Source organism: Streptomyces sp. NPDC000594 (genome assembly GCF_040299965.1).
Classification (GTDB): Bacteria; Actinomycetota; Actinomycetes; order Streptomycetales; family Streptomycetaceae; genus Streptomyces.
This window is the reverse complement of the sequence record NZ_JBEPCY010000007.1, coordinates 16,565-39,258: the sequence shown is the minus strand read 5'-3', so window position 1 is coordinate 39,258 and position 22,694 is coordinate 16,565. Positions and strand designations below refer to the sequence as shown.

The following is a 22,694-nucleotide window of genomic DNA, read 5'->3' as shown; positions in this document are numbered from 1 at the left end:
CCGCGCGGAACCACCCCTCACCGGGCGCGGTGAGGGGTGGCCGGGCCCCGGGCCGCCGGTCCCGGGGAGGGGATTACAGAGCGGGCCGCACCGCGTCGGCCAGGACCTGGTGGCCCGCCGGGTTGGGGTGGATGTCCTGGAGCGCCCCGCAGACGAAGGTCAGCTGGCAGAGCTTGGCCACATTCGCCGGGATCCTGCCGAAGCCCGGCACATCGACCTCCGGGGTGAAGGAGAAGGAGGCGTACGCGGTCGCGAAGTCGGCCAGCGAGAAGTGGTTGGCCCGGTAGTGCTTGGCCACGATCTCGTTGAAGGACTGCTGTCCGCCGGCCGACTGGAGGGCCGTCCTCTGGCCCTCCGCGCCATTGAGGAAGGTCACCAGGAAGGGGTTGAAGGAGTTGGCGCCCGCCAGATGCGTCTGGTTGCTCGCCGCGGCGTTCAGCCCCGAGGTGATCCGGCCGACATTGGTGTCCACCGTCCTCAGCGCCCGCAGGGTGCAGGGGATGTCGATGGCGTTGTTGATGAAGCAGGCCCCGATGTCATTGCCGCCGATGTTCAGCGACAGGAACTTCACCTGGACGCCGTTGACCTTGAGGAAGTCCACCGCCTTCGCCAGCTGCGAGACGGTCTTCCCGGCGCTGTCCTTGTAGGTGCAGATACCACCGTTGATCAGGGTGACGGTGGTCTCGCCCGTGCAGCCGAGCTTGATGTGGCGCAGATTCGCGTCGGTCCGCTTCAGCTGGGTGAAGAGCTTGTCGGTGTACGACTGGTTGGTGTCCGCCTGGGCGTCCGGCTGGAAGCCGCTGGCGAGCGAGTCGCCGAGGGAGACGTAGTAGGTCGGTTCCGCCTGGGCCGCGGTGTTCCCGGCCCCGGCCGGCTCCGCCGAGGCACCCGCCGGGCCGCCGATCATCAGTCCGGTCGTCAGGGCGGCGATGGCGAGGAGCACAAGCGGTCTGCGGCTGCGCATCGAGAGATCTCTCCTCCGAGAAAGGTGGCGCTGGGGGGTCGAACCGTCTGTTCGGCCCCGAACGGTGACCGGTTGAACGGGCCCGGCCTGTGCCTTCGTTCAGTACGGTCGCCACCTTGCCCGGATCCCGACGCTCCGCCGCGGACCACTTCCGCCCCTTGGGCACCAGGGACACCACCGGCCGGGGGCGGTGCCCTTGGTCAGGTACCGATCGGGGTCCGGTGACGTTCACCGGTGGCGTCCCGTCCGGTCATCGAGCGAGCTGGCCGGTTCTGTTCTTGGGGGGAAACGTGGAGAACGTGAAGAATTCACGGATGTCGCGGTACGTGTCGTGAGTCACATCATTGAGGAGACCTCCGTGCGCAGGTTCGTATCCCGTATCGCCCTCGGTGCCGCCGTTCTGGCGGCCCTCGGGACCTCGACCGCCCCCGCCGTCGCGGCGCCGCCCGCCCCGAAGGCCCCGGTGGCGATGACCTGGACCCTGCTCGGTGACGGTCCGAGCGGCACGGTCCATGTCGGCGGCGGACCGCTCAGCGATCCCTATGTGGGGGACACCCCGACCACCTCCGTGCTGCCGTTGCTCTGTCTGAGGATCAACAACAGCCCGGTCCCCGCCGGGCTGGTGCCCGACTTCTACGCGGGCTGGGCGCGCGGTGAGGTCGCCGCCACCCGGCCCATCCGGGGCAATCGGCTGACCAGTCGTGCCGTCGCCGACCAGGTCTGTGCGAACACCTTCGGTACGGGCTGGCGGATGGCGGAGTTCCATGACGGCCGTCATGGGCCGAACCTGGAGTACTCCGGTGGCTGGAGCTACTACGCGTACGGGGATGTGCCCCTGGGGGTCCGTTTCTGGACGGCGATCAACGACCAGGCGTCCAACCCCTGGAGCTGAGCCTGTCCTCCGTGCCGCCCGCCCCGGTCCTCCGGGGCGGGCGGCACGGTGCTGTGGTGTCCCCTGGCCGCTGTGGTTTCGCTCACGTGGTGATAACGCGTTCCCGTCTCCGCTTCGGCGGAAGGCCCGTACCGGACCCCCGGCGGCGCCCCCGCGCTGTTCCCTGAAGCCCCCGGCGGGTCAACTCCCCTGGCCCGAGGGTCGGATGACGGCCCGAAAGTCGCATTACCGGGTATTGGTCCAGACCTTTACTGGACGGACAAGAACTTATAACGTGTTGCCGAGTTCACCACGTCCACCGCCGTTCCGGCAGCCCGCGGTGAGGAGTTGTGCCCATGAACGGAAACCTTCCGGCGCATTCCGAACCGTATGGCACAGCACCGGAACGGACGGCGCGCGGTGCCCTCCCCGCGCACTTCCCGCCATCACTGGGGCCGTGACCGGGGCCGGGGCATCGCCATGGAGGGAGGAGGCAACCGCCGCCACCGGCCCACTGACCCGGGCCGAGGCCACTGCCCGCGAGGGCACACTCAGGGGGAGAAGCCGGGCCTGATCAGGTCCGGGGCCGACCCCTACCCCCCACAGCATTACAGAGGGGCCATTTCTTGTCCGGCCCTGGACAGCGGACAAGAGCCCAGGCGCACCGGCCATGGGTCAATCGGTCCCTCTGCCACCACTCGGCCCCCGCTCCCCACGCGGAGGCCCGACCCCCCACATCGGATGCGTTCCGTCCGGCACGTCGGTACGGCAGCACCCGCACACCCGCCCCCACGCGGACGCGGGCAGCGGAAGCCGTGCCATGGACCGGCCGTTCCCACCCCACGGGAACGACTCGCGACGGCGGCGCCCCGCTCCGCACCCCGGCTCCGGCCGGGAAGCCTCACCTGCGGACCGGACGGCATCCGATCAGGAAGGACTGACGATGACCGGACCCATCGGCGGACACCGCGGCGGCCTCTCCACCTCCACCGCCACTTCACCCCCTCGGCCCGCTCTGCCCGCTCGGGGCAGGGACGTCCTCACCTCCGCACTCATTCGCTACCGGCCCCACAGCACCACCGTTCAGCGGGTTTCCATCGGGCTCGTCTTCATCTTCTTCGGACTGATGAAATTCGTGCCCGGTGCCAGCCCCGCCGAGGATGTCGCCACCCGTACCATGAAGGCGCTCACCTTCGGCTTTGTCCCGGCGGAGGTCTCCCGACCGCTTCTGGCGCTCTTCGAGACCGGTATCGGTCTCGGGCTGGTCACCGGGATCCTGCTCCGCCCCGTCCTGATCGCCTTCTTCCTCCATATGATCGGGGTCTTCTCCGCGCTGGTCGTGCTGCCGGCGGAAATGTGGGACGGCCAGACCGGCACCCCCACGCTGGAAGGGCAGTACATCATCAAGAATGTCGTCCTCATCGCCGCCTGCCTCGCGGTCGCGGTGGATGAATGGTGTGGCGGGCCGGCCCGTCGTGCCACCACGGCGGGACGGCGCCACCGGCGGGGGTCCGCACCCCAGTGAGCGCGGCACCCGCACGCCCCTGAGGACCGGCTGGCCTCCCCCGGCGCGTACCTTCCGGTACGCGCCGGGGGAGGCCAACTGACACGTGACGCCTCCCCGTACCTGTCGTTGGACCGGATGACAGCCCACGGAGCGTTCGCTGAACCCGCTCCGCCGGGAGCGGGTACACAGGGCGGAGCGTGACAGTGAACCGGCGTCGCTGGTGGTGGACCGGAGCGGTGGTGATCACGGGAGGGGTCTTCGCCGCCCTGGTGACCGCCCGCAGCCTGGAATTCGGGAACCAAGTGGCGTCGATCCTCGCGCTGTTGGTCTCCCTCGCCGGACTCGGCATCGAGGTGGTGCGCGGAGCCCGTGCCGCCCAGGCCCTGCGCGAGAGCCCCGAGGACATGCGCCGCACCGCCGCCGGACTGGCCGAGGCGGTGACCGAGCAGTGGCAGGAGGAGGCCCGCTCCCGCCGGCTCCAGGACCCCGAGCCGCTGCCGCTGCGCTGGACCCCGTCCGAGGCCCATCTCTCCGACCACTGGGTCAATATCGCGACCGACCCGGACCGTCTCGGCCATCTCCCCGACCGGGCCGAGGTCCTCACCGGTCAGCTGGACGAGGTCGCCGGGATGTACGCCCGGATCCCCTCCCGCCGGCTGGTCGTCCTCGGCGAGCCCGGCGCGGGCAAGACGGTGCTGCTGCTCCAGCTCACCCTGGACCTGATCGCCGTGCGCGCCCCGGACGACCCGGTTCCGGTCATCGTCGAACTGGCCTCCTGGAACCCCGAGCAACAGGGCTTCACCGACTGGCTGGAGCAGCGGCTGATCGTCGGCTACCCCGCCACCGCCTCCCGGGATCCCTCGGGGGTGAGCCGGGCCCGCAAACTGCTCGACCGGGGGATGGTGCTGCCCCTCCTCGACGGCCTGGACGAACTCCCCGACCCCCTCTGCCACCAGGCCGTCCACACCCTCAACCGCTCGCTCGACCACCGCCATCCGGTCGTCCTCACCTGCCGGCTGCGCGACTGGGCCGCCGTGGTGGAGGCGGCCGACGTCCTCACCTCGGCCGCCGTGGTCGAACTCAGCCCGCTCAGCTGGCGTACCGTCGGCGACTACCTCGGCCGCACCGCCCGGCTGCGCCCCGGCTCGGCCCAGGAGACCCGCTGGACCCCCCTGCTGCGGCAGATCGAGGCCACCCCCGACGACCCCGTCTGCCGCACCCTGCGCACCGTGCTCGGCAGCCCGCTGATGGTCGGCCTGGCGCGTGCCGTCTACAGCGACACCGCCGACGACCCGCGGGCCCTGCTCGCCCCGACCTTCGCGGACCGGGCGGAGCTGGAGGAGCATCTGCTCGACGCCTTCGTCCCCGCCGCCTACGGGGCGGCCGGCGCGCCGCCCGGGGCCATCGGCCGGCTCGCCTTCGTCGCCCGCCACCTCCAGCGCAAGGGCACCCGCGACCTCGCCTGGTGGGATCTGCCCTCCGGCTCCCGCCTCGGACTGGACCGGGCCGCCCGGACGATGCCCACCCTGCTGGTCGCGCTGCTGGTCTCCTGGCTGGTGAGCCCCAACGCCGACGGACGGCTGATCTGGGTGGAGGCGCTGGCCTTCCTCGGCGGCATGGGCCTGGTGCACCGGCTGCTCGGCTATGTGGTGGTGCCCCAGGCGGCGGCGGGGGCCCGTGGACTGGTCCCACGCGTCCTGGCGTGCTGTGCGGCCCTGGCGGCGCTCGGCGCCGTCAGCGGGGCCCTGAGGCCGCTCACCTACGAGGCGGGCCGGTCGGGTTACTGGAACGCCGAGACCCACCCGGCCAATCTGGTCCTCCAGCTCGCCCTGCTCGGCGCCTCCAGCGCCATCCTCGCCCGCGCCATGGGCGTCTCCCACAGCCCCACCTCCCTCTCGCCCTTCCGTCCGCACCGCGCGACCTCCGCCCAGCTGCGGCGGCTGGTGCGGATCGTGCCCATGGCGCTCGCCGTCGGCCTGACCGCGGGACTCACCTCGGGCACCGTCTTCGGCACCGTCCAGGCGGCGGTCACGGTCGTCCGCGCCTCCGCCCACGAGGGGCTGCCCGGGGGCGGCACCCTCCGTACCGACACCGACGGCTCCCGCTACTCCGAACGCGCGGACGGCTGGCGGTACGGGCGGCAGCCGGACGGCACCCGCTATGTCGAGTTCCCGAGACCCGTCGCGGGCGCCCTGCTCCGGGACGCCGGCGGCCGAGCCCGGCTCTGGGACGGAACGGTGCTGGCCGGTCCGGTCGCCGGGTGGGAGAAGCGCCTGGCCACCCGTGCGGTGGACTGTCCGCGGGTCCCCTCGACGGGGTGCACCCGCTATCTCTCCCATGTCCGGCTGCTGCTCTTCTCCCAGGGCTTCCAGGCCGACCGGATGGTCCGGCCGCCGGCGACCACCGGCACCGAGTCCCCGGCCGTCGAGTGGTACCTGGGCCTGCCCGCGGTGACGGACACGGGCGGGCCCCGCGCGGATCCGGCGCTCACCCCGGTCCCGGTGCGCTTCGCCCCCGGCACCCTCGTACGGGACTGGCAGGAGCGCGCCCCGCGCCGGGTGCTCGCCGCCGACACCCTGCGCAACGCGATCCTGGGCGACCTGACCGTCGGACTGGTCGTCGGACTGGCGGCGGGCATCCGCCGCTGGCTCTCCGCCCCCGTGGACGTCACCCGTGCCGCCGGACCCCTCGGCAGTCTGCAGAGCGACCGCCGGGCCGCCCTCATCCGCAGCCTGGTCGTCGCCATACTCGCGGTGGCGTTCCTGCTCTGGCATCTCTGGCACTACGGGCGGCTCCAGTCCGGCTATGTCCCCCCGGTCCTCGGCTTCTTCGACCCGGGTGTCGCCTTCGCGGTCGCCCTCCCCGCCGGACCCATCTGTCTCTATGTCACCGCATGGGGCCGGTTCACCACGATGCGGGCCTGGCTCGCCGTCACCGGGCGGCTGCCCTGGCGGCTGATGAGCTTTCTCGCCGACGCCCATGAGCGGGGGGTGCTGCGCCAGGCCGGTGCCGTCTACCAGTTCCGGCACGCCCGGCTCCAGGAGCGGCTGGCGGAGACCCCCGCCGGCGCGCGGCCGTCCCCGGAGGGGATCCGGCGGCTGCCGCCCTCCCGCGACGGCCACGGCCGTGACCGCCGCAGGGACACGGTGGGCGGGCCCTGAGCCCGGGACCGCCCGCCGTGTCCCCGGGCCGGGTTCCGTCCACGGTGTCCCCGGGCCGGGTTCCGCCGCGGGGCCGTTCAGCGGCGCAGGGCCCAGCGCTGCACCGACTCCAGCGGTCCGGTCCGGAAGCGCCGCAGCCACCACGCCGAGCCGGTCGTCAGGATCGCGCACACCACCACCCACAGCCCGATCACCCACCAGGGCCGCCAGGCGTCCCCGAGGCGGTCGGCGAGGCCGAGCCCTATCCCGTACGCGGCGAGCATGCAGAGCACGTTCTGGAAGACGTAGTTCGACAGTGCCGCGCGGCCGACGGCGGTGAGGCCGTTCATCAGCGGGCCGGGCCGACGCACCCGGTCCACCAGGAAGCCGATCAGCCCGAGGTAGCCGAGTGCGGTGAGCGGGCCGCCCACATACCGGTCGAGGAGGAACAGCTCCGGGCCGGCGAGCGAGGCGCCGACACTGATGGCCAGGCCGGGGCCCAGGCCCCAGCGCAGCAGCCGGGACCGGATGCGCCGCCCGGTGGCGTCGTCCCCGAAGGCGCCGGCCCGGAAGAGCCGGACGCCGAGCAGGAAGAGGAAGAGCAGCAGACCGAAGGTGAGCAGCGGTTCGAGCCGCAGCGCCAGGGCGTTCTCCAGGCGGAAGGCGATCTGTTCCCCGTAGCCGCCGTGGGCGTACAGGTCGGCCACCTTCCGGGAGAGGGTGGGCTCCTGCTCACCCGCGGCGACCAGGGCGACGGTGAACACGGTCATCAGCGCCAGATGCAGGCCCAGCGCCCACCACATCACCCGGTCCCGGGCGCGCCGGGAGCGGGTCAGCAGCCAGGCCACCAGGAGCGCGGTGACCGCGTACCCCATCAGGACGTCCCAGGCGAAGACCAGGACGAAGTGCACCGTCCCCTCGGCGAAGAGGAAGAGCGCCCGCCGGGGGTAGCGGCCCGGCCAGGGCTCGCCGCGCCGGGCGGCGGACCCGTACTGGATGGCCAGGCCCACACCGAACAGGATCGTCAGCAGGGCCAGGAACTTGCCGTTGGCCAGCAGCCGCATCACCGTCTCGACCCCGTCCGGGAAGGAGGCGAAGGAGGGAGAGCCGCTGGCACCGGTCAGGACGCCCCACTCCGCGCCGGGGGCGGTGAAGATCCAGACATTGGTCATCAGGGTGCCGAGGATCGCCGCTCCGCGCAGGACGTCGAGGAGGGGCAGCCGGCCGCGTCCCGCCGGGGCGGGAGAGGAGGCGGAGGAGGGAAGGGTCTGTGTCACTTCTTCATCGTCCCGGCGCCCTCGCCCCTGCACCTCATGACCCAAGACGAAACCCCGGTACACCGAAAGATGTACCGCCGGTGCCCGCCGGGGTGGGGCGGGTGGAAGCGCGGCCCCGGCTCGTGGCGTGGCCGGGCGCTCCCCGAGTGCTGCCGCCACCGCCCGGACCGGGCCTTCACGCCTTCCGTGCCCTTCCGGATGCTGACCAGAATGCCCTTGGTATCCCTTCCGTCCGGTGAGTGAGCATCCGGTGCGGAGGTGTCCACCGTCGGATGTCGGTAGGTCGTCACATGGTCCATGGCCCCGCCCCGGTCGCCGGAGCGGCGGTCATCAGAAGGGATTGTCATGTTCAAGGCAAGAAAAACATTGGTCGGCACCTTCGCCGCTCTCGCCCTCACCCTGGCCACGCTGGGCGCCGCCCAGGCCCAGGGGTCCGGCGGTGAGGAGAAACGCGAGCAGCCCGGCGTGAGCGCCGCGAGAAGCATCGGCGCCGCCCCCGACGCGGGTGCCGCCGCGACCGTGCTCGCCGCGCCGGGCGCCTCCGACGCGCTGGAGACGATCCAGGGCCGGATCGCCGACTATGTCTCCACCGAGGGCACCGCCTACGGCTTCGCCAGCTATGTGGACGGCACCACCGGCCGGATCGTCCTCGAAACGGACGCCCCCGACCAGCTGGTCGCCGAACTCACCGACCTCTCCGGTGGATCCGCCGCCGTCCTCGACGCCGCCGAGGCGATCGAGCTGCGGCGCACCGCGCCCACCGACAGCTTCGACCGCCGTGACGACTCACCGCCCTTCTACGGCGGCGGCGGGCTGCTCTCCGGCAACAGCCTCTGCTCCTCCGGCTACGCCGTCACCAACTCGGCGGGCACCCGCTTCATGGTGACCGCGGGCCACTGCTACGCCAACGGCGCGGCCGTCACCACCGAGTCCGGCCGTTTCCCCTATGGCACCGTCTCCAACCGGCGGCTGCCCACCGTCACCAATGAGCCGGTGGACATGGAGCTGCTCGGCGGTCAGTCCTACGCGCCCCGGGTCTTCACCGGCGGAGTGGTGAGCAACACCAGCATCCCCGTGGTCGCGGCGGGCGGCGCGGTCGTCGGCTTCAACAACTACTGTCACAGCGGCCGGACCACCGGGGAGAACTGCGGTCACACGGCCAACAGCATCACGGCCCAGGTCTGCACCCAGACCGGATGCAAGAGCCCGGTCATCTCCTACACCGGCGGCAATATCTCGCAGGGCGGTGACTCGGGCGGCTCCTTCTACGCCAAGGACGCCTCCGGGGCCTGGATCCGCGGCCATGTCATCGCGGGCAGCACCACCACCGGCTTCGTCCAGCCCTGGACGGTGGTCGCCAGCACCCTCGGGGTGAATATCGTGACCGGCTAGCACGGTCGGTCGGCCGGCCCGGTCCCGCCCAGGGGCCGGGCCGGTCCGCTGCCCGGGGCCCGCCGCAGGGCACGCGGGTCCCGGGGCCGCCGCCGGTCCTATGGGTCCCCGGCCCGTCTCCGGTCACGCGGAGTCGCCGAAGATGCTGTCACACCAACTGAACGTAGCCAATCGGCGTTATCACTCATGACGGTGACCCTCGGTGTGTGCGGTGGTCCACCGCCGTCCGGGCGCGGGACGGTGGGTCAATGCGCCAGCGCGACACCCTTCTCGCCGTTCTCGCCGCCGCCGTGCTCACCCTGACGGGGTGTGTGTCGGTGACACCGTCGTCCGTGGAGAGACCCAGGGCCCCCCGGCCGTATCCCGCCGGGCACCACTCGGAGCTGCCCGGCGCCCCGGACCGCCTCGCGGCCTCCGTGCCCTCGCACACCCCGGAGCCCGCCGTCGCCCCCGACCGGAGCCCCGGTGCGGGAGCGGGTACGACGGCCGGTCCCCACCCGCCGAGGCCGCTGCCGATGCCCCTGCCCGAGCGGCCCGTGGCGGAGATCCCCCGGATCGCGAACGACCTGCCGGCCCGGCACACCCCGCGACCCGCCGGGCAGCCCCGGCCGAGCGTGCGGCCCGGACCGGTCCGCTCCTCGTCCGCCACCTATGACATGCGGATCCTGTGCGACGCCTCCGCGGGCATCGCCGCGCCCGTCGTCACCAGCGCCTGCCGGGGCGCCTACCGCTGAACGGGCCACCCCGGCGGGGGAGCCGGGGGAGTATCACCCCGACCGCCGCCGGGTCGCCCCTCCCGGGGCCCGATGGGGCCGGGCCGCCCTGGTGAAGGAGGGTCAGCCGCCCCCGTACCGCAGACACGTTCCTGCGGAGGCCGACCGGTCAGCGCGGCCCCGCCGGGGGCAGCGAACCCGCGGAGTACGGGCGGACCACGGGACCCTGCGGCCCTCCCGGCCGGATGATCCGGTCGAGGTCGCGCAGCGTGCGCTCCGCCTCCCGGCGGACCTCCGTGGGGATATCGCCGAACTCCGCGACGAGCCGGTCATAGATCGGCGCTTCCTGCACGGCGGTCATCCTCTTCCCTTGGCGGCGCTCTGCCTCCATGGGCGGAGACAGCAGTCGAGTCTACGGTCGGTGCCCCGGCCCACCGCAACCGGTCCGGCATACGGACGGTCAGAACACCTGCTCGGCGCCCGTTATCCCTGAAGCGCGGCCTCCGGATAATCCTCTCTCCGGTTCCTTGTACAGAGAGCGTTTTCCTCACCATCCTGGTCTTCTCGGGCGGAACGGGGGAAACGTCGTGTCGGGGAGCAGACTGTCCCTGGGGTGGGCGCGGTACGGACGGCGGGCCACGCTGCTGCTCCTGCCCGCCGCGATCACCGCTCCGGTGGTCCTGGTCGCGGGGTGGGAGCTGGGCGTCGCGGTCTGTGCGACGGTGCTCGCCTATCTGCCCCTGCTCGGCCCCCCGTCGCCGCCGTCCGGCGCGGGCGGGGAGTCCGCCGCCCCGGTCGCGGCCGCCCCCGGGGACGGCGCCCCGGCCGATGGAGCCCCCGCCCAAGGGCCGGGCCGGCAGCGGCCCGAGGACCGCGAACACCGGCTGAACAGGATGCTCGCCACCGCACTCGACGACGAACGCGGCACCGCTCTCGCCCTGTGGGGCGAGGACGAGAGCCTGCGCGGCCTGCCCACCCGTGTCCTGCTGGGGCTGAGGATCACCCATGACCGGATCCAGGTGGACCCCCTGCGCCCGGAGCCCCGGAGCACCGCCCTGCCCCCGGCCGGGCACACCCCCCAGGAGCTGGGCGCCTTCTACCTCGACCAGGCGCGCCGCGCCACCCGGGGCCCCCTGCGCGCCGTCGTCACCGGGGACCCCGGCTCCGGCAAGTCCACCCTGGCCCTGCTGCTCACCCTCGGCGCCCTGCGGGAGCCGGGGGGCACCCTCTTCCCCCTGCTGCTCCAGGCGGCCTCCTGGAACCCGGAGGACCAGCGGAAGGACCTCTCCCACTGGGTCGCCGAGCAGGCGCTCCGGCTCTTCCCGAGCCTGCGCCCCGTCGAGGCCGAGGCGGGCGAGGACTTCCCCCGGCTGCTGGTGGGCCACCCCTCGGTGTGGACCGTCCTGGACGGGCCGGAGGAACTCCCGGAGACCCAGTGGGAGGAGGCCTGGATCCGGCTCGGCGCCTTCGGGGTCGAGCACCCCCTGCTGGTGCTCACCCGGCCCGGGTTCCTGGAGGCGGTCCACCGCACCCCCGCCCCCGCCGTGCCCGAGCTTCCCGAGTTCCGCATCGAGCCCTGCGAACCCGCCCGGGTCGCCCGCTATCTGCGCGAGCTGACGGTGCGCCCGGGGCATCCCCCGGCCGGGGAGTGGGGCCCGGTGATCGAGCGGCTGGAGAGCGCGGACCCCGGCGGCATCGGTGAGCTGCTCCGTACCCCGCTCCATCTCGACCTCGCCTGGCGGCAGTACGGGGACCGCGCACCCGGGGTGCTCCGTGCGGGGCTCCCCCCGACCCCGGCCGATCTGGTGGCCCGTGCCGACACCGACCTCCCGGGGTTGCGGGAGGAGCTGATGGCCGCCTTCCTCGACGCGGCCTTCGCCCTCCGCCCTCCCGGCCGCCCCGGTCTCCGGGCCCGGCCGCGCGACGGCCGGGCGCGGCGCTCCGTACGCCATCCCGTGCCCCTGCCCGGGGGCCGCTCGGCCCCGTACCGGACCGCCTGGCTGGTCGGCCGTACGGCGGGGCAGGACCCGGCGGCCGGAGCCATCGCCTGGTGGCGGCTGGACGGTCTGGTCAACACCGCCGTCCCGGTGGCCGCCTGCGGTGTCCTGCTCGTCCTCACCTATGTCCTGGCGCTCTTCATGCCGGTCGGCGTCACCCGGGGGCTCGCCATCGGCTGCACCACCGTCGTCACCCTCGAACTGCTGCGGTACCGGGGTCCGCACCGGGCCGCCGAGCGGCTCACCGCCCTTCTCGCGGGCACCGCCGTCGCGGCTCTGGGGCTGGCACGCTATGGACCCGCCGGGGTCCTGGACGGACTCCAGCTCGGTACGGTCCTGCTGCTGGTGCTCCGTTTCCGCGCCGGGCTGACCGGGGAGCCGGCCCGTACCGCCCTGCTCACGGCGGTGGGAGTGTGCGCCGCGACCGGCGGGGTGATGACGGTGCCCCTGCTGCTGGGGGCCGAACTCCCCGAGGGCGGCCAGGGGGTCAATGTCTTTCTCTCCATGCTCACCGGAGTGGGCCTGGCCACGCTCGCCTGCCGGACGCTGGCCGCCCCCTTCGGCGCCCCGCCGGAGCCGACCCGGGTCAACTTCTCCGACACCCCCGGGGTGGAGCGGCTTCCCGCCGCGCTGGTCCGGGGCATCCTGCCCGCCTTCGCCATCGGGGCGTCGGCGGGGGCCTCCCTGGCCTTCCAGTTCCCGCCCGCGTACGCCGCCGCCCTGGTCTGGGGCTTCGGGCTGGTCCTGGGGGTGCCCGTGGGGACCGTCGCCGGGCTGCTGTTCTGGTATCGCAGGGCCAAACCCCTCGGCCGGGCCGCCAGCGCCCGGGGATCGCTCCGCAACGACCGGCTCGTCCTGCTCTGCTGTGTCCTCGGGCTGACCCTGCTGTGCACCGCCGTCATGGCCGTGCTCGACCTCGGATTCCAGATCGAGCTGGAACGCCGCAGCGGCGAGGCCCCGCTGGAGCTGCGGATCCAGCACGGCACCCTCTTCGGGCTGGCCCTCGGGCTGATCCTGGGGGCCTGTTACACCGCGACCCCGAGGACCCTGGTCGCCCATGTCTGGCTGGTGTTCCGGGGCCGGCTGCCCTGGCGCCTGGGCACCTTCCTCGGCGCACTGCACCAGCGCGAGATCCTGCGCCAGACCGGCAACTTCTATCGGGTCCGCCATGACGGTCTCGCCCATCACCTGGTGAAACGGGAGGACGAGTACCGGTGTCTGCGCTGAGCGACCGACCCGGGACGATCACGGGGAACGGGTACGGGTACGGGGACACGCGGTCACGCGATCACGGGGACAGGGGTGCGCGGTCACCGGGGGACGGGGGCGCGTGAGGGGCGCCCGCCCGGCGCGCGTACCGGCGCGAGGCACCGTTGACGCACGGAGATCGTCATGTCAGCGTCAAGTCGCGCAGACGCGTGCCGTCGCTCCCGCCACCGGGGCGGGGGACAGGGAGGGGAATGTCATGACCAGGCGCAGGAACCGGCTTGTCTCGTCCGTCGCGCTCGTCGCCGCCGGGGCGCTGCTCACCGTCGGCACCGTCACCACGGCCCAGGCCGCCGAGCCCCGCGCCGCGGCCTCCGTCGCGGCGGCGCCGCTCCAGGCCGACCCGACCCCGGAGGAGCAGGAGCGGCTGCGGGAGATCGCCGGAGCGATCTGGACCCCGCAGCTGGCCGCGGGGTGGAACATGAACGCCGAGGTGGCCACTGTCCTTTCGGAGGCCACCGAACGCATCCTCACCTGTTCCGAGGCGTTCGCCCTGGTGCCCCGGCCCGCGCCGTGGATGCCGGGTCTGAGCTATCTGGTGAAGTACTGGAAGAACCTCAAGGACTACTTCCTCGTGGTGAAGGACAACCGCACCTACCGTGCCTGTGTGGTCTCCACCGCCGCCTACTACCGCTCCATCATCGAGATGGCGTCGGCGGGCATCTGACCCCGGGACGCCGGGGCCTGTGGGCCCGGCCGTCCCCCGGTCGCGCCCGCCCGCTGCCGGTCGGCGGGGCAGCGGGCGAGCGCGGGGGCGGGACGGCTGGGCCCGGGCACCGCGGACACGGCTACGGCTTGACGCCCACAAAGCCCCACTGCTCCACCGGCTCGCCCTCCTCCTCGCCCTCCGGACGCCACAGGGAGATCGACCCGAAGCCCGGCTCGACCAGGTCGAGTCCCTCGGAGAAGGAGAGCACCGTCGCCGCGGGGCGGGAGATGTAGGGATGGGCGCCGCCCTCGGCGTAGTCGTCCGAGGCGGCGAGGGACTCCGGCGTCTCGATCGTGTCGCACAGGATCAGGCAGCTGCCCGAGGGAAGGGCGTCGAGGTACGAGCGGATCAGCCCGGCCGCGTCCGCGTCCTCCACCACATGGCCGAGGGTGGAGAGCAGCATCAGCGCCACCGGCCGGGACAGGTCCAGGGTCTTCGCCGCCTCGCTCAGCACGGTCGCGGCGTCCGTGAGGTCGGCGTGGATGTAGTTGGTGGCGCCCTCGGGCCGGCCGACCATCAGCGCACGGGCATGGGCCAGCACGATCGGGTCGTTGTCGACATAGACGATCCGCGCCTCCGGGGCGGCGCTCTGGGCGACCTCATGGGTGGAGTTCGCGGTCGGCAGCCCGGTGCCGAGGTCGAGGAACTGGCGTATGCCCCGCTCCAGGGCCAGATGACGGACCGCCCGCGCCTGGAACCGGCGCGAGGCCCGTGCGATATCGATGATCTGGGGGTACGACTCGGCGAGCTGCGCCCCGAGTTCGCGGTCCACGGGGTAGTTGTCCTTGCCGCCCAGCCAGTAGTTCCACACCCGGGCCGAGTGGGGAATGCTGGTGTCGATCTGGGTGGCGGCTTCCTGCCCTGCGTTCATCACGTTCTCCTCGCGTCGGCCCCGCACGGTTCGCCAGGGGCACGCCCATTGTCACCATGCGTCCCGAACCGGCCGACAGCACCCCCTCGCACCGGAGCGGGAGCGGTCCCGGAGAGCGGGCATGAATGGCCAGTTCATGACAATGGTCGCCCGAAGGGTGACTTCTGCTCACCCGTCAGTGCTTGTAGTTTCCCGGGCGGTGCAGGGGACCCGCGGGGCCGTTCGGTGCTCCGGAGGTGGGCGAGCCTTCTGGGGAGGACGGGTTGGGCGGCAGACCGGGTGCGCCTCTGATCCTTGGGCCATCAAATGACCCGGACGGTACAGCGGAACGTTTCTTTGGTTACGGACATCCCCCTACCCGGACCGTCCACCCCGCTCACCCGTCTCCCGAGGAGCGCGATGTTCCCCATGGCCGACCCTGTCCGTCTGTCCCCGCCCTCACCGGCATCCCCGCCTTCGCCCCCTTCCCCGGCTCCACCGCTCGCACCGCTGCCCCCGGCTCCACCGGCTTCCCCGCTCGCACCGCTGTCCCCGGCGCTCTCCGCGCCGACCGGACCGGGACCCGACCTCCCGGGCATCCGGGGCGCCGTCGACCGGGTCCTGGACGACTTCCTGGCCGGCAAGGCCCGCTCGGCCGAGCGCGACGGCATGCCCCCCGAGGTCATCGCCGTCCTGCGGGACTTCGTCCTCCGGGGCGGCAAGCGGCTGCGCCCCCTGCTCTCCGCCTGCGGCTGGTACGCGGCCGGGGGCTCGGGCGACCCGGCCGCCGTGGTCCGGCTGGGGGCGGCGCTCGAACTCTTCCATGCCTTCGCCCTCATCCACGACGACCTCATGGACGGCAGCGCCACCCGCCGCGGCCGCCCCACCGTCCACCGGGCCCTGGCCGAACTCCACGGCCGCACCCGTACCCCCGAGGCCGCCGAACGGGTGGGCGCCGGCTCCGCCATCCTCATCGGCGATCTCGCCTTCGGCTGGTCCTGTGAACTCCTGCACGCCGCCGAGCCGTCCGGCCCCCGGGCCGACGCCCTGCTGCGGGTCGTCCACGCCATGCGCACCGAGGTCATGTTCGGGCAGTACCTCGACCTCGTCGCCACCGGCGGCCCGACCGATGACCTGGATGTCCCGCTCAAGATCATCCGCTATAAGACCGCCACCTACACCTGTGAACGCCCCCTGCACGCCGGTGCCGTGCTCGCCGGGGCGGGCCGGCCGCTCCTGGACGCCTGCACCGCCTTCGCCCTCCCCCTCGGCGAGGCCTTCCAGCTCCGCGACGACCTCCTCGGGGTCTTCGGCGACCCCGACGCCACCGGCAAGTCCTCCCTCGACGACCTCCGCGAGGGCAAGCACACGGTGCTGCTGGCGCTCGCCCTGCGCCGCTCCGCCCCCGGCCACCGGGCCGAGCTGCGACACCTCGTCGGCGACCCGGAGCTGGACGAGGAGGGGGCCGCCCGGGTCCGCGCCCTCCTGGTCGCGGCCGGGGCACGGGCCGGCGTCGAGAAGATGATCCGCACCCGCCGCGCCCAGGCCCTGTCCGCCCTCCGGTCGGCCGGATTCCCGCCCGCCGTGACGGAGTGTCTGCGCGCGCTCACCGACTCCCTCACCGACAGAACCGGGTGACGCCCCCGCCGCGCCCGTACGCCCGCCCGCCCCCGCCCGCTGCCCCGAGAGGACCGCCCCATGACCGCACCCTCCGCACCATGGACCGTTCCCGTCCTGAGCTATCCCTGGCCCGAGGCGGTCAGCCCGCTGGAGCACGACGAGGCCCTCCGGCGGGAGGAACTGTCCTGGCTCGCCGAGTTCTACGCCGAGCTGCCCGCCGCCGACCGGGAGCGCTATGGACGCCAGGGGCTGAGCCTGGGAGCGGCGGCCATGTTCCCGTACGTCGGCGACCTCGCCCGGATGCGCCCCATCGCCCGCTACATGCTCTGGCTGGCGATCTGGGACGACCACCACGAGAGCGGTACCGCCGCCGAACTGACCGCCGTGTGCGACCGGGCCGTGGAGATCATGCGCGGTGCGGAACCGGCGGCGGACGAGGCGGGTCCCCTGCGGCTGCTCGCCGTCCTCCGCCGGGAGCTGGGCGACCTCCCCGGCTTCTGGACCGATCGCTGGATCGCCTCCTTCCGGGCCTGTGCGACCCATGGACTCCTCGCGGAGGCCCCCTTCCGGCAGGGGCTGCGCCGGATGCCCGCGCTGGCCGGGCTGGAGCTGATCCGCGAGTACTCCATCGGTCTCTACCCGTTCTTCCACATGACCGACGCCGCCCGGGGGCGGGTGCTGCCGGACGACCTCTACCACCACCCCGCCGTCCAGCGCTCCCTGGCGCTGCTCTGCCGGATCTGCACCCTCCAGAACGACCTCTACTCGCTCCGCAAGGAGCTGGACGCCCCCACCTCCGACCTCTTCAACGCGGTTCTGCTGCTCCAGCGGGAGCGGGGCGGCTCCCTGACGGAGGCCATCACCGAGGTCGTCGCCCACCACGACCGCTATGTCCGGGAGCTGGACTCCCTGCTGCGGCATCTGAGCGACCTCGATCCCCGGCTGGCCGCCGCCCGCCCCTATGTGGAACAGACCACACTGATCATCACCGGTATCGACCGCTGGTACCGTTCGCCGGGCACCGGCCGCTACCGTCCCGACGGCTTCGCCCAGGAGGTCCCCCGAGGCGCCGCGCTGCCCGGCTGAGACCGTCCTCGTCGAGCGGAACCCGCCGAGCGGAACCCGCTGAGCGGAACTCCGTCGAGCGGAACCCCGCTGAGGAGAATCTCGTCGAGCAGGGCATCACCGGGAAAACCTCTCGCGTGATGTACAACCATCGGGCAGGGTCGGCGGTCAAACCAGCGATCACAATCGTGGTCGTGTTCATGAGGAGACCGTCATTACCGCCATACGCAAGACCCTGACCGCAACCGCCGTCGTCACCATGATCGTGACCGGCTCCGCCGCCTGTGGCACGGTGGAGAACCTGTCGGCCGGCCAGAAGATCGACCGGGCCTTCGACAAGCTGGGCAAGGAGAACTCCCTCACCGTGGAGTTCGGTCTTGACGTCGACGCGGCCACCCTGAAGGCCCTCGACGCGGACTCCGCGCCCGAGGACAAGATGCCCCAGGGGATCGCCGACCTGTTCAGCGACGGGCGGGTCTCGATCACCCTGGACTCCAAGAAGCCGCTGAAGGACTCCGGCGAGAAGGACTTCGCCGGAATGGCGATCAAGGTCAGCGGCAAGGACGACGACCTGATCGAGTTCCGGGTCGTCGACGAGACCGCCTATGTCCGGGCCAACGTCAAGGGCTTCGGCGAGCTGGTGGGCTACCCGATGCCCGGCGCCGACGAGCTGCCCGAGGAGGCCGGTGCCTTCAAGGACGCTCTGGAGGGCAAGTGGATCAAGATCCCCTCCCAGGAGCTGCGGGAGGCCCAGAACCAGATGGCCACCGAGCCGGGTGCCAAGCCGAAGCCGGTCCCGACGCTGGACGCGGCGCAGCAGAAGAAGTACACCAAGCTGCTCCAGGACGTCATCACCCGCGAGGTCGACTTCGAGACCGCCGACGGCAAGGACGGCGCCGAGCGCATCACCGCGACGGCTCCCTTCCGTACCCTCGCCACCGAGCTGGTCAAGGAGTTCCGTCCGCTGGCCAAGGAGATGAAGTGGGACTCCAACCTGCCCTCGGACAAGGAGCTGAAGGAGGCTCCCAACGAGAAGGTGAAGGCCGAGTTCCTGCTCAAGGACGGCACGCTGACCGAGCTGAACGTGGACCTGGCCAAGCTGACCGAGGACCCCAAGGTCAAGAAGTTCGGCCTGAAGGTCACCTTCGGCAAGGGTGAGAAGGTCACCGCCCCGGCCGGTGCCGCCCCGCTCTCCATGGACGAGGTCTTCGAGGGCATGTTCGGGGGCATGGGCGCGGACGAGCTGTCCGGCGCCGGCCTGGACGAGGCCCCGTCGGAGGGCTTCTCCTTCGAGGAGACCGCCTGACCCCTCGGTGCCCGGACCGCTCCGCGCGGCCGGACACCGGCACCGTGACGCCGACGACCACCGGCCCGGCCGCGCAGTGCGCGCGACCGGGCCGGTGGCCGTGTCCACAGCGGTCCCCGCCCGGTGGTTCAGACGGGCGCGGTGACCCGCGCCACCGCCGGGTCGGCCTCCTCCGGGGCCTGCTCCTGGGCCGCGAACTGGGTCCGGTACAGCTCCGCGTACCGTCCCCCGGCGGCGAGCAGCTCCCCATGGGTGCCCCGCTCCACCACCGTGCCCCCCTCCACCACCAGGATCTGGTCGGCCGTGCGCACGGTCGACAGCCGGTGGGCGATGACCACCGCGGTCCTTCCCTCCAGCGCCTCCGCCAGCGCCGCCTGTACGGCCGCCTCCGAGGTGTTGTCGAGATGGGCGGTCGCCTCGTCCAGGATCACCACCCGCTGACGGGCCAGCAGCAGCCGGGCGATGGTCATCCGCTGCCGCTCACCTCCCGACAGCCGGTAGCCCCGCTCGCCGACGACGGTGTCCAGCCCGTCCGGCAGGGCGCTTACCAGGGCGTCCAGCCTGGCCCGGCCCAGGACCTCCCACAGCTCCTCCTCCGTGGCTCCGGGCCGGGCGAGCAGCAGATTCTCCCGTACCGACTCATGGAACAGATGGCCGTCCTGGGTGACCATCCCCAGGGTCCCGCGCAGCGATTCGGCGGACAGCTCCCGTACGTCGACCCCGCCGACGCGGACCGTGCCCGCGTCGGCGTCGTACAGCCGGGGCAGCAGCGAGGCGACGGTCGACTTGCCCGCCCCGGAGGAGCCGACCAGGGCGATGGTCTGGCCGGGTTCGGCGCGGAAGGAGATCCCGTGCAGCACCTCCTCGCCGCCCCGGGTGTCCAGCGCGGCCACCTCCTCCAGCGAGGCCAGGGAGACCCGGTCGGCGGCGGGGTAGCCGAAGCGCACATCCTGGAACTCGATGGCCACCGGGCCCTCCGGCACCTTCCGGGCCTGCGGCTTCTCGGTGATCAGCGGCTCCAGGTCCAGCACCTCGAAGACCCGCTCGAAGCTCACCAGGGCGCTCATGACCTCCACCCGGGCCCCCGCCAGCGAGGTCAGCGGCGCGTACAGCCGGGTCAGCAGCAGGGCGAGCGAGACCACCGCGCCGGGCTCCAGGCCGCCCCGCAGCGCGTACCAGCCGCCGAGTCCGTACACCAGCGCCAGGGCCAGCGCGGAGACCAGGGTGAGCGCGGTGATGAAGACGGTCTGGGCCATCGCGGTGCGCACCCCGATGTCCCGGACCCGGCGGGCGCGTGCGGCGAACGCCGCCGACTCCTCTTCCGGCCTGCCGAACAGCTTGACCAGGGTGGCCCCGGGTGCGGAGAAGCGCTCCGTCATCCGCGTGCCCATCGCCGCGTTGAGCGTCGCCGCCTCCCGCTGGAGGACCGCCATCCGGCGGCCCATCCGCCGGGCGGGCACCACGAACACCGGCAGCAGCACCAGCGCCAGCAGGGTGATCCGCCACGACAGGGTGAGCATCACGGCCAGGGTCAGCGCCAGGGTCACCACATCGCTCACCACGGAGGAGAGGGTGGAGCTGAAGGCCCGCTGGGCGCCGATCACATCGTTGTTGAGCCTGCTGACGAGGGCGCCGGTACGGGTCCGGGTGAAGAAGGCGACCGGCATCCGCTGGACATGGTCGAAGACGGCCTGCCGCAGATCGAGGATGAGGTTCTCGCCGAGCCCCGCGGAGAGCCGGCGTTCCAGCAGACCGAGTCCCGCCTCCGCCACCGCGATCACGGCGATCAGCAGGGCGAGCCGGATGACGATGCCCTCCCCGCCCCCGGAGACGATGGTGTCCACGATGCGGCCGGCCAGGACCGGGGTCGCCACCGCGAGCAGCGCCGTCGCCACACTGAGCAGGACGAACCAGAGCAGCCGGCGGCGGTGCGGACGGGCGAAGACCAGGATGCGGCGCAGGGTGGCGCGGGCGTCGGCCCGGCGGTCCCCCTGGGCGCTGATGACGGACTGAAGCTGTATCCAGGCTGTGGTTTCCATGCTCATGACGGTGACCGTAGAAGCTCGACCAAGGTTGAGGTCAAGCGATGGCGGACGGCGACCCGGCCGGGGCACCGGCGGGGCGTCGGCGGGGCCGGCCTTCGGCTGGGCGGGTCGGCCGGGGTGAACCGGAGCCGGAATCCCCCCGTGATAGGTCGTACCACCCGCTTGTCGGTCCGCGGACACGGCGGGAGAGTGCGCCCAACTGTCCGCTGTGGATGAGGAGTCCCCGTGGCCCGCTCAGAGGAACTGCCGCTCTTTCCCTTCACCGACTCGGCGAACGGACCGCGTGATCTTCAGGGCGAGGAACTGCGGCGGAGCGCACCGGTCGTCCGCACCCGGCTGGCCGAGGGGGACTCCCTGTGGGTGGCGCTCGGCCACCAGGAGGCCCGCCGGGTGCTGACCGATCCCGTCTTCAGCCGGAGCGCGGCGGTGGAGCCCGGTGCGCCCCGTACCGGTGAGGGGACCTCGCTCCCCTTCATGATCAGCAGCATGGAGGGCCCCGAGCACACCCGGATGCGGCGCCTGATCGCCAAGGCGTTCACCCCGAGGATGGTGGAGGGGATGCTGCCCTGGGTGGCCGCGCTGATGGACGAACTCCTCGACGCGCTGGAGCGGGCGCCCCAGCCGGTGGATCTGGTCGAAGGGCTGACCAGACCCCTGCCGATAGGGGTGATCTGCCGGCTGCTCGGCGTCCCCCTCGCCGACCGGGACCGCTTCGGCGTATGGACCGGTCTGCTGTCCTCCACCGCCGGACGCGGGGGTGCGGCGGAGGCGTTCGCCGAGTTCCATGCCTATATCGACGCCTTTGTCACCGCCAAGCGCCGGGCTCCCGGGAACGATCTCACCAGTGAACTGACCCGGGTCTCGGACGAGGAGGGCGGACTCGACCACGACCATCTGATCAACAATGTGCTGATGCTGCTGGGGGCGGGGTACGAGACCAGCGTCGAACAGCTCGGACACTCCCTCTATGCGCTGCTCGCCGAGCGGGAGCACTATGCCCTGCTCTGCCGTGAACCGGAGCTGGTGGACAACGCGGTCGAGGAACTCCTCCGCCATGTCCTGCTCTTCCCGGTCGGCGGCATGGTACGGGTGGCGACCGAGGACACCGAGCTGGGAGGCTGCCCGATCCGGGCGGGGGAGGGGGTGACCGCCCTGCTGCCGGTGGCCAACCACGACCCGGGCGCCTTCCAGGACGACCCCGGGGTCCTGGACCTCACCCGGGGCGACGCCTCCCGCCATCTCTCCTTCGGGGCGGGCGCGCACTTCTGCGCCGGCGCGCACCTCGCCCGGACCGAGATGCGGCTCGCGATCGGGGAGCTGACCCGCCGCTTCCCCGACGCCCGGCTGGCCGTCGCCCCCGGTGCGGTCGAGTGGAAGAAGGGGGCGCTGCTGCGGGGGCCCGTACGGCTCCCGGTCTTTCTGCGCTGAGGCCGGTGGGCCCGAAGTCCCTATGACCGTACGACAGTACGGCCGTACGAAGGTACGGCACGACGGCGCCGCCCGCCGGGACTCCCGGCGGGCGGCGCCGTGCGCGAAGGGGCGACGTGCGGGGTGCGGGACGGGTCAGAACGGATCGGGATCGTACAGCCCCGCCTTGTAGTCGGCGAAGAGGGTGTACTCGACCAGGGTGGTCGGAGTCCCGGTTTCCGGAGCGTCCTTCTCCACCTGGTCGAGGCTCACCAGGGCGTACTCGCTGTACCCGGCGAAGTCACCGGGACCGTCCGCGACCGCGACATGGAGCGGGGTGTCTTCGGGCAGCCCGTCGAGTGCCTGCCGGAGCTGCCCAGCGGTCCACACCAGTGGAGTGTGGTCAATAGTTTCAGCCATGGCGCGAGGCTACTCGCGCCCACCCCGCCCGCCCGGTCACCGCGCCGGACAAGACGGACAAGTCGTCCCCCGTGTGGCCCTCGTGCCCCCGCTCCCGGCCTCCCCGGGGGCGCCGCGTCGGCCGCTCCGCCACCGCCCGGGGAAC

17 protein-coding genes are annotated in these 22,694 nt (G+C 72.6%); 11 read left to right on the top strand and 6 right to left on the bottom strand.

Features of this window, described 5'->3' with window-relative positions; all coding sequences use genetic code 11:
- Positions 1–73 precede the first annotated feature (73 nt).
- Positions 74–964, bottom strand: coding sequence for an SGNH/GDSL hydrolase family protein (locus tag ABT354_RS12960; protein WP_351492689.1), 891 nt, complete (start codon positions 962–964; stop codon positions 74–76).
- A 358-nt stretch (positions 965–1,322) separates the two neighbouring features.
- Between ABT354_RS12960 and ABT354_RS12955 the strand changes: the two genes are divergently transcribed.
- The 3 genes from ABT354_RS12955 (at position 1,323) to ABT354_RS12945 (ending at position 6,503) form a co-directional block, all read left to right on the top strand.
- Positions 1,323–1,856 (top strand): hypothetical protein, encoded by a 534-nt coding sequence (locus tag ABT354_RS12955; protein ID WP_351492687.1) that lies wholly within the window; start codon positions 1,323–1,325, stop codon positions 1,854–1,856.
- 922 nt (positions 1,857–2,778) lie between these two features.
- A complete protein-coding gene (locus ABT354_RS12950; RefSeq protein WP_351492685.1) occupies positions 2,779–3,360 on the top strand; it encodes a DoxX family protein in 582 nt (193 codons plus the stop codon).
- A 179-nt stretch (positions 3,361–3,539) separates the two neighbouring features.
- A complete protein-coding gene (locus ABT354_RS12945; protein ID WP_351492683.1) occupies positions 3,540–6,503 on the top strand; it encodes an NACHT domain-containing protein in 2,964 nt (987 codons plus the stop codon).
- A 77-nt stretch (positions 6,504–6,580) separates the two neighbouring features.
- Here ABT354_RS12945 and ABT354_RS12940 read toward each other — a convergent pair whose 3' ends face one another.
- On the bottom strand, positions 6,581–7,759 hold the full coding sequence (locus tag ABT354_RS12940) for a DUF418 domain-containing protein (RefSeq protein WP_351492682.1): 1,179 nt from the start codon (positions 7,757–7,759) through the stop codon (positions 6,581–6,583).
- A 345-nt stretch (positions 7,760–8,104) separates the two neighbouring features.
- Between ABT354_RS12940 and ABT354_RS12935 the strand changes: the two genes are divergently transcribed.
- Together ABT354_RS12935 and ABT354_RS12930 are read left to right on the top strand one after the other, a co-directional pair.
- Positions 8,105–9,151: a chymotrypsin family serine protease gene (locus tag ABT354_RS12935; RefSeq protein WP_351492680.1), complete on the top strand. Its 1,047-nt coding sequence runs from the start codon at positions 8,105–8,107 to the stop codon at positions 9,149–9,151.
- A gap of 248 nt (positions 9,152–9,399) precedes the next feature.
- Entirely contained in the window at positions 9,400–9,885 is a 486-nt protein-coding gene (locus ABT354_RS12930; protein ID WP_351492678.1) for a hypothetical protein, read from the top strand.
- 148 nt (positions 9,886–10,033) lie between these two features.
- On the opposite strand, the gene ABT354_RS12925 is transcribed toward ABT354_RS12930, so the two are convergent.
- Positions 10,034–10,225 (bottom strand): hypothetical protein, encoded by a 192-nt coding sequence (locus ABT354_RS12925; RefSeq protein ID WP_351492676.1) that lies wholly within the window; start codon positions 10,223–10,225, stop codon positions 10,034–10,036.
- Positions 10,226–10,451: 226 nt separating this feature from the next.
- Between ABT354_RS12925 and ABT354_RS12920 the strand changes: the two genes are divergently transcribed.
- Together ABT354_RS12920 and ABT354_RS12915 are read left to right on the top strand one after the other, a co-directional pair.
- Positions 10,452–13,088 (top strand): hypothetical protein, encoded by a 2,637-nt coding sequence (locus tag ABT354_RS12920; RefSeq protein WP_351492674.1) that lies wholly within the window; start codon positions 10,452–10,454, stop codon positions 13,086–13,088.
- Positions 13,089–13,326: 238 nt separating this feature from the next.
- Positions 13,327–13,794 carry a hypothetical protein gene (locus ABT354_RS12915; protein ID WP_351492672.1) on the top strand — a complete coding sequence of 156 codons (468 nt, stop codon included), beginning with the start codon at positions 13,327–13,329 and terminating at the stop codon, positions 13,792–13,794.
- Between the two features lie 121 nt (positions 13,795–13,915).
- On the opposite strand, the gene ABT354_RS12910 is transcribed toward ABT354_RS12915, so the two are convergent.
- Positions 13,916–14,707 carry an SAM-dependent methyltransferase gene (locus ABT354_RS12910; protein ID WP_351492670.1) on the bottom strand — a complete coding sequence of 264 codons (792 nt, stop codon included), beginning with the start codon at positions 14,705–14,707 and terminating at the stop codon, positions 13,916–13,918.
- Between the two features lie 408 nt (positions 14,708–15,115).
- Here ABT354_RS12910 and ABT354_RS12905 point away from each other — a divergent pair, with 408 nt between their 5' ends.
- From ABT354_RS12905 to ABT354_RS12895, 3 genes are all read left to right on the top strand, one after another.
- Positions 15,116–16,324, top strand: coding sequence for a polyprenyl synthetase family protein (locus ABT354_RS12905; RefSeq protein WP_351492668.1), 1,209 nt, complete (start codon positions 15,116–15,118; stop codon positions 16,322–16,324).
- Between the two features lie 60 nt (positions 16,325–16,384).
- Positions 16,385–17,392 carry a terpene synthase family protein gene (locus ABT354_RS12900; protein ID WP_351492666.1) on the top strand — a complete coding sequence of 336 codons (1,008 nt, stop codon included), beginning with the start codon at positions 16,385–16,387 and terminating at the stop codon, positions 17,390–17,392.
- A 238-nt stretch (positions 17,393–17,630) separates the two neighbouring features.
- The gene (locus tag ABT354_RS12895; RefSeq protein WP_351492664.1) at positions 17,631–18,677 is read left to right on the top strand and encodes a hypothetical protein; all 1,047 of its coding nucleotides are present in this window, start codon (positions 17,631–17,633) and stop codon (positions 18,675–18,677) included.
- A 128-nt stretch (positions 18,678–18,805) separates the two neighbouring features.
- Here ABT354_RS12895 and ABT354_RS12890 read toward each other — a convergent pair whose 3' ends face one another.
- A complete protein-coding gene (locus ABT354_RS12890) occupies positions 18,806–20,716 on the bottom strand; it encodes an ABC transporter ATP-binding protein (protein ID WP_351492662.1) in 1,911 nt (636 codons plus the stop codon).
- Between the two features lie 231 nt (positions 20,717–20,947).
- Here ABT354_RS12890 and ABT354_RS12885 point away from each other — a divergent pair, with 231 nt between their 5' ends.
- Positions 20,948–22,150 carry a cytochrome P450 gene (locus ABT354_RS12885; RefSeq protein WP_351492660.1) on the top strand — a complete coding sequence of 401 codons (1,203 nt, stop codon included), beginning with the start codon at positions 20,948–20,950 and terminating at the stop codon, positions 22,148–22,150.
- A 135-nt stretch (positions 22,151–22,285) separates the two neighbouring features.
- Here ABT354_RS12885 and ABT354_RS12880 read toward each other — a convergent pair whose 3' ends face one another.
- Positions 22,286–22,549 carry a DUF6225 family protein gene (locus ABT354_RS12880; RefSeq protein ID WP_351492658.1) on the bottom strand — a complete coding sequence of 88 codons (264 nt, stop codon included), beginning with the start codon at positions 22,547–22,549 and terminating at the stop codon, positions 22,286–22,288.
- Positions 22,550–22,694: the final 145 nt, after the last annotated feature.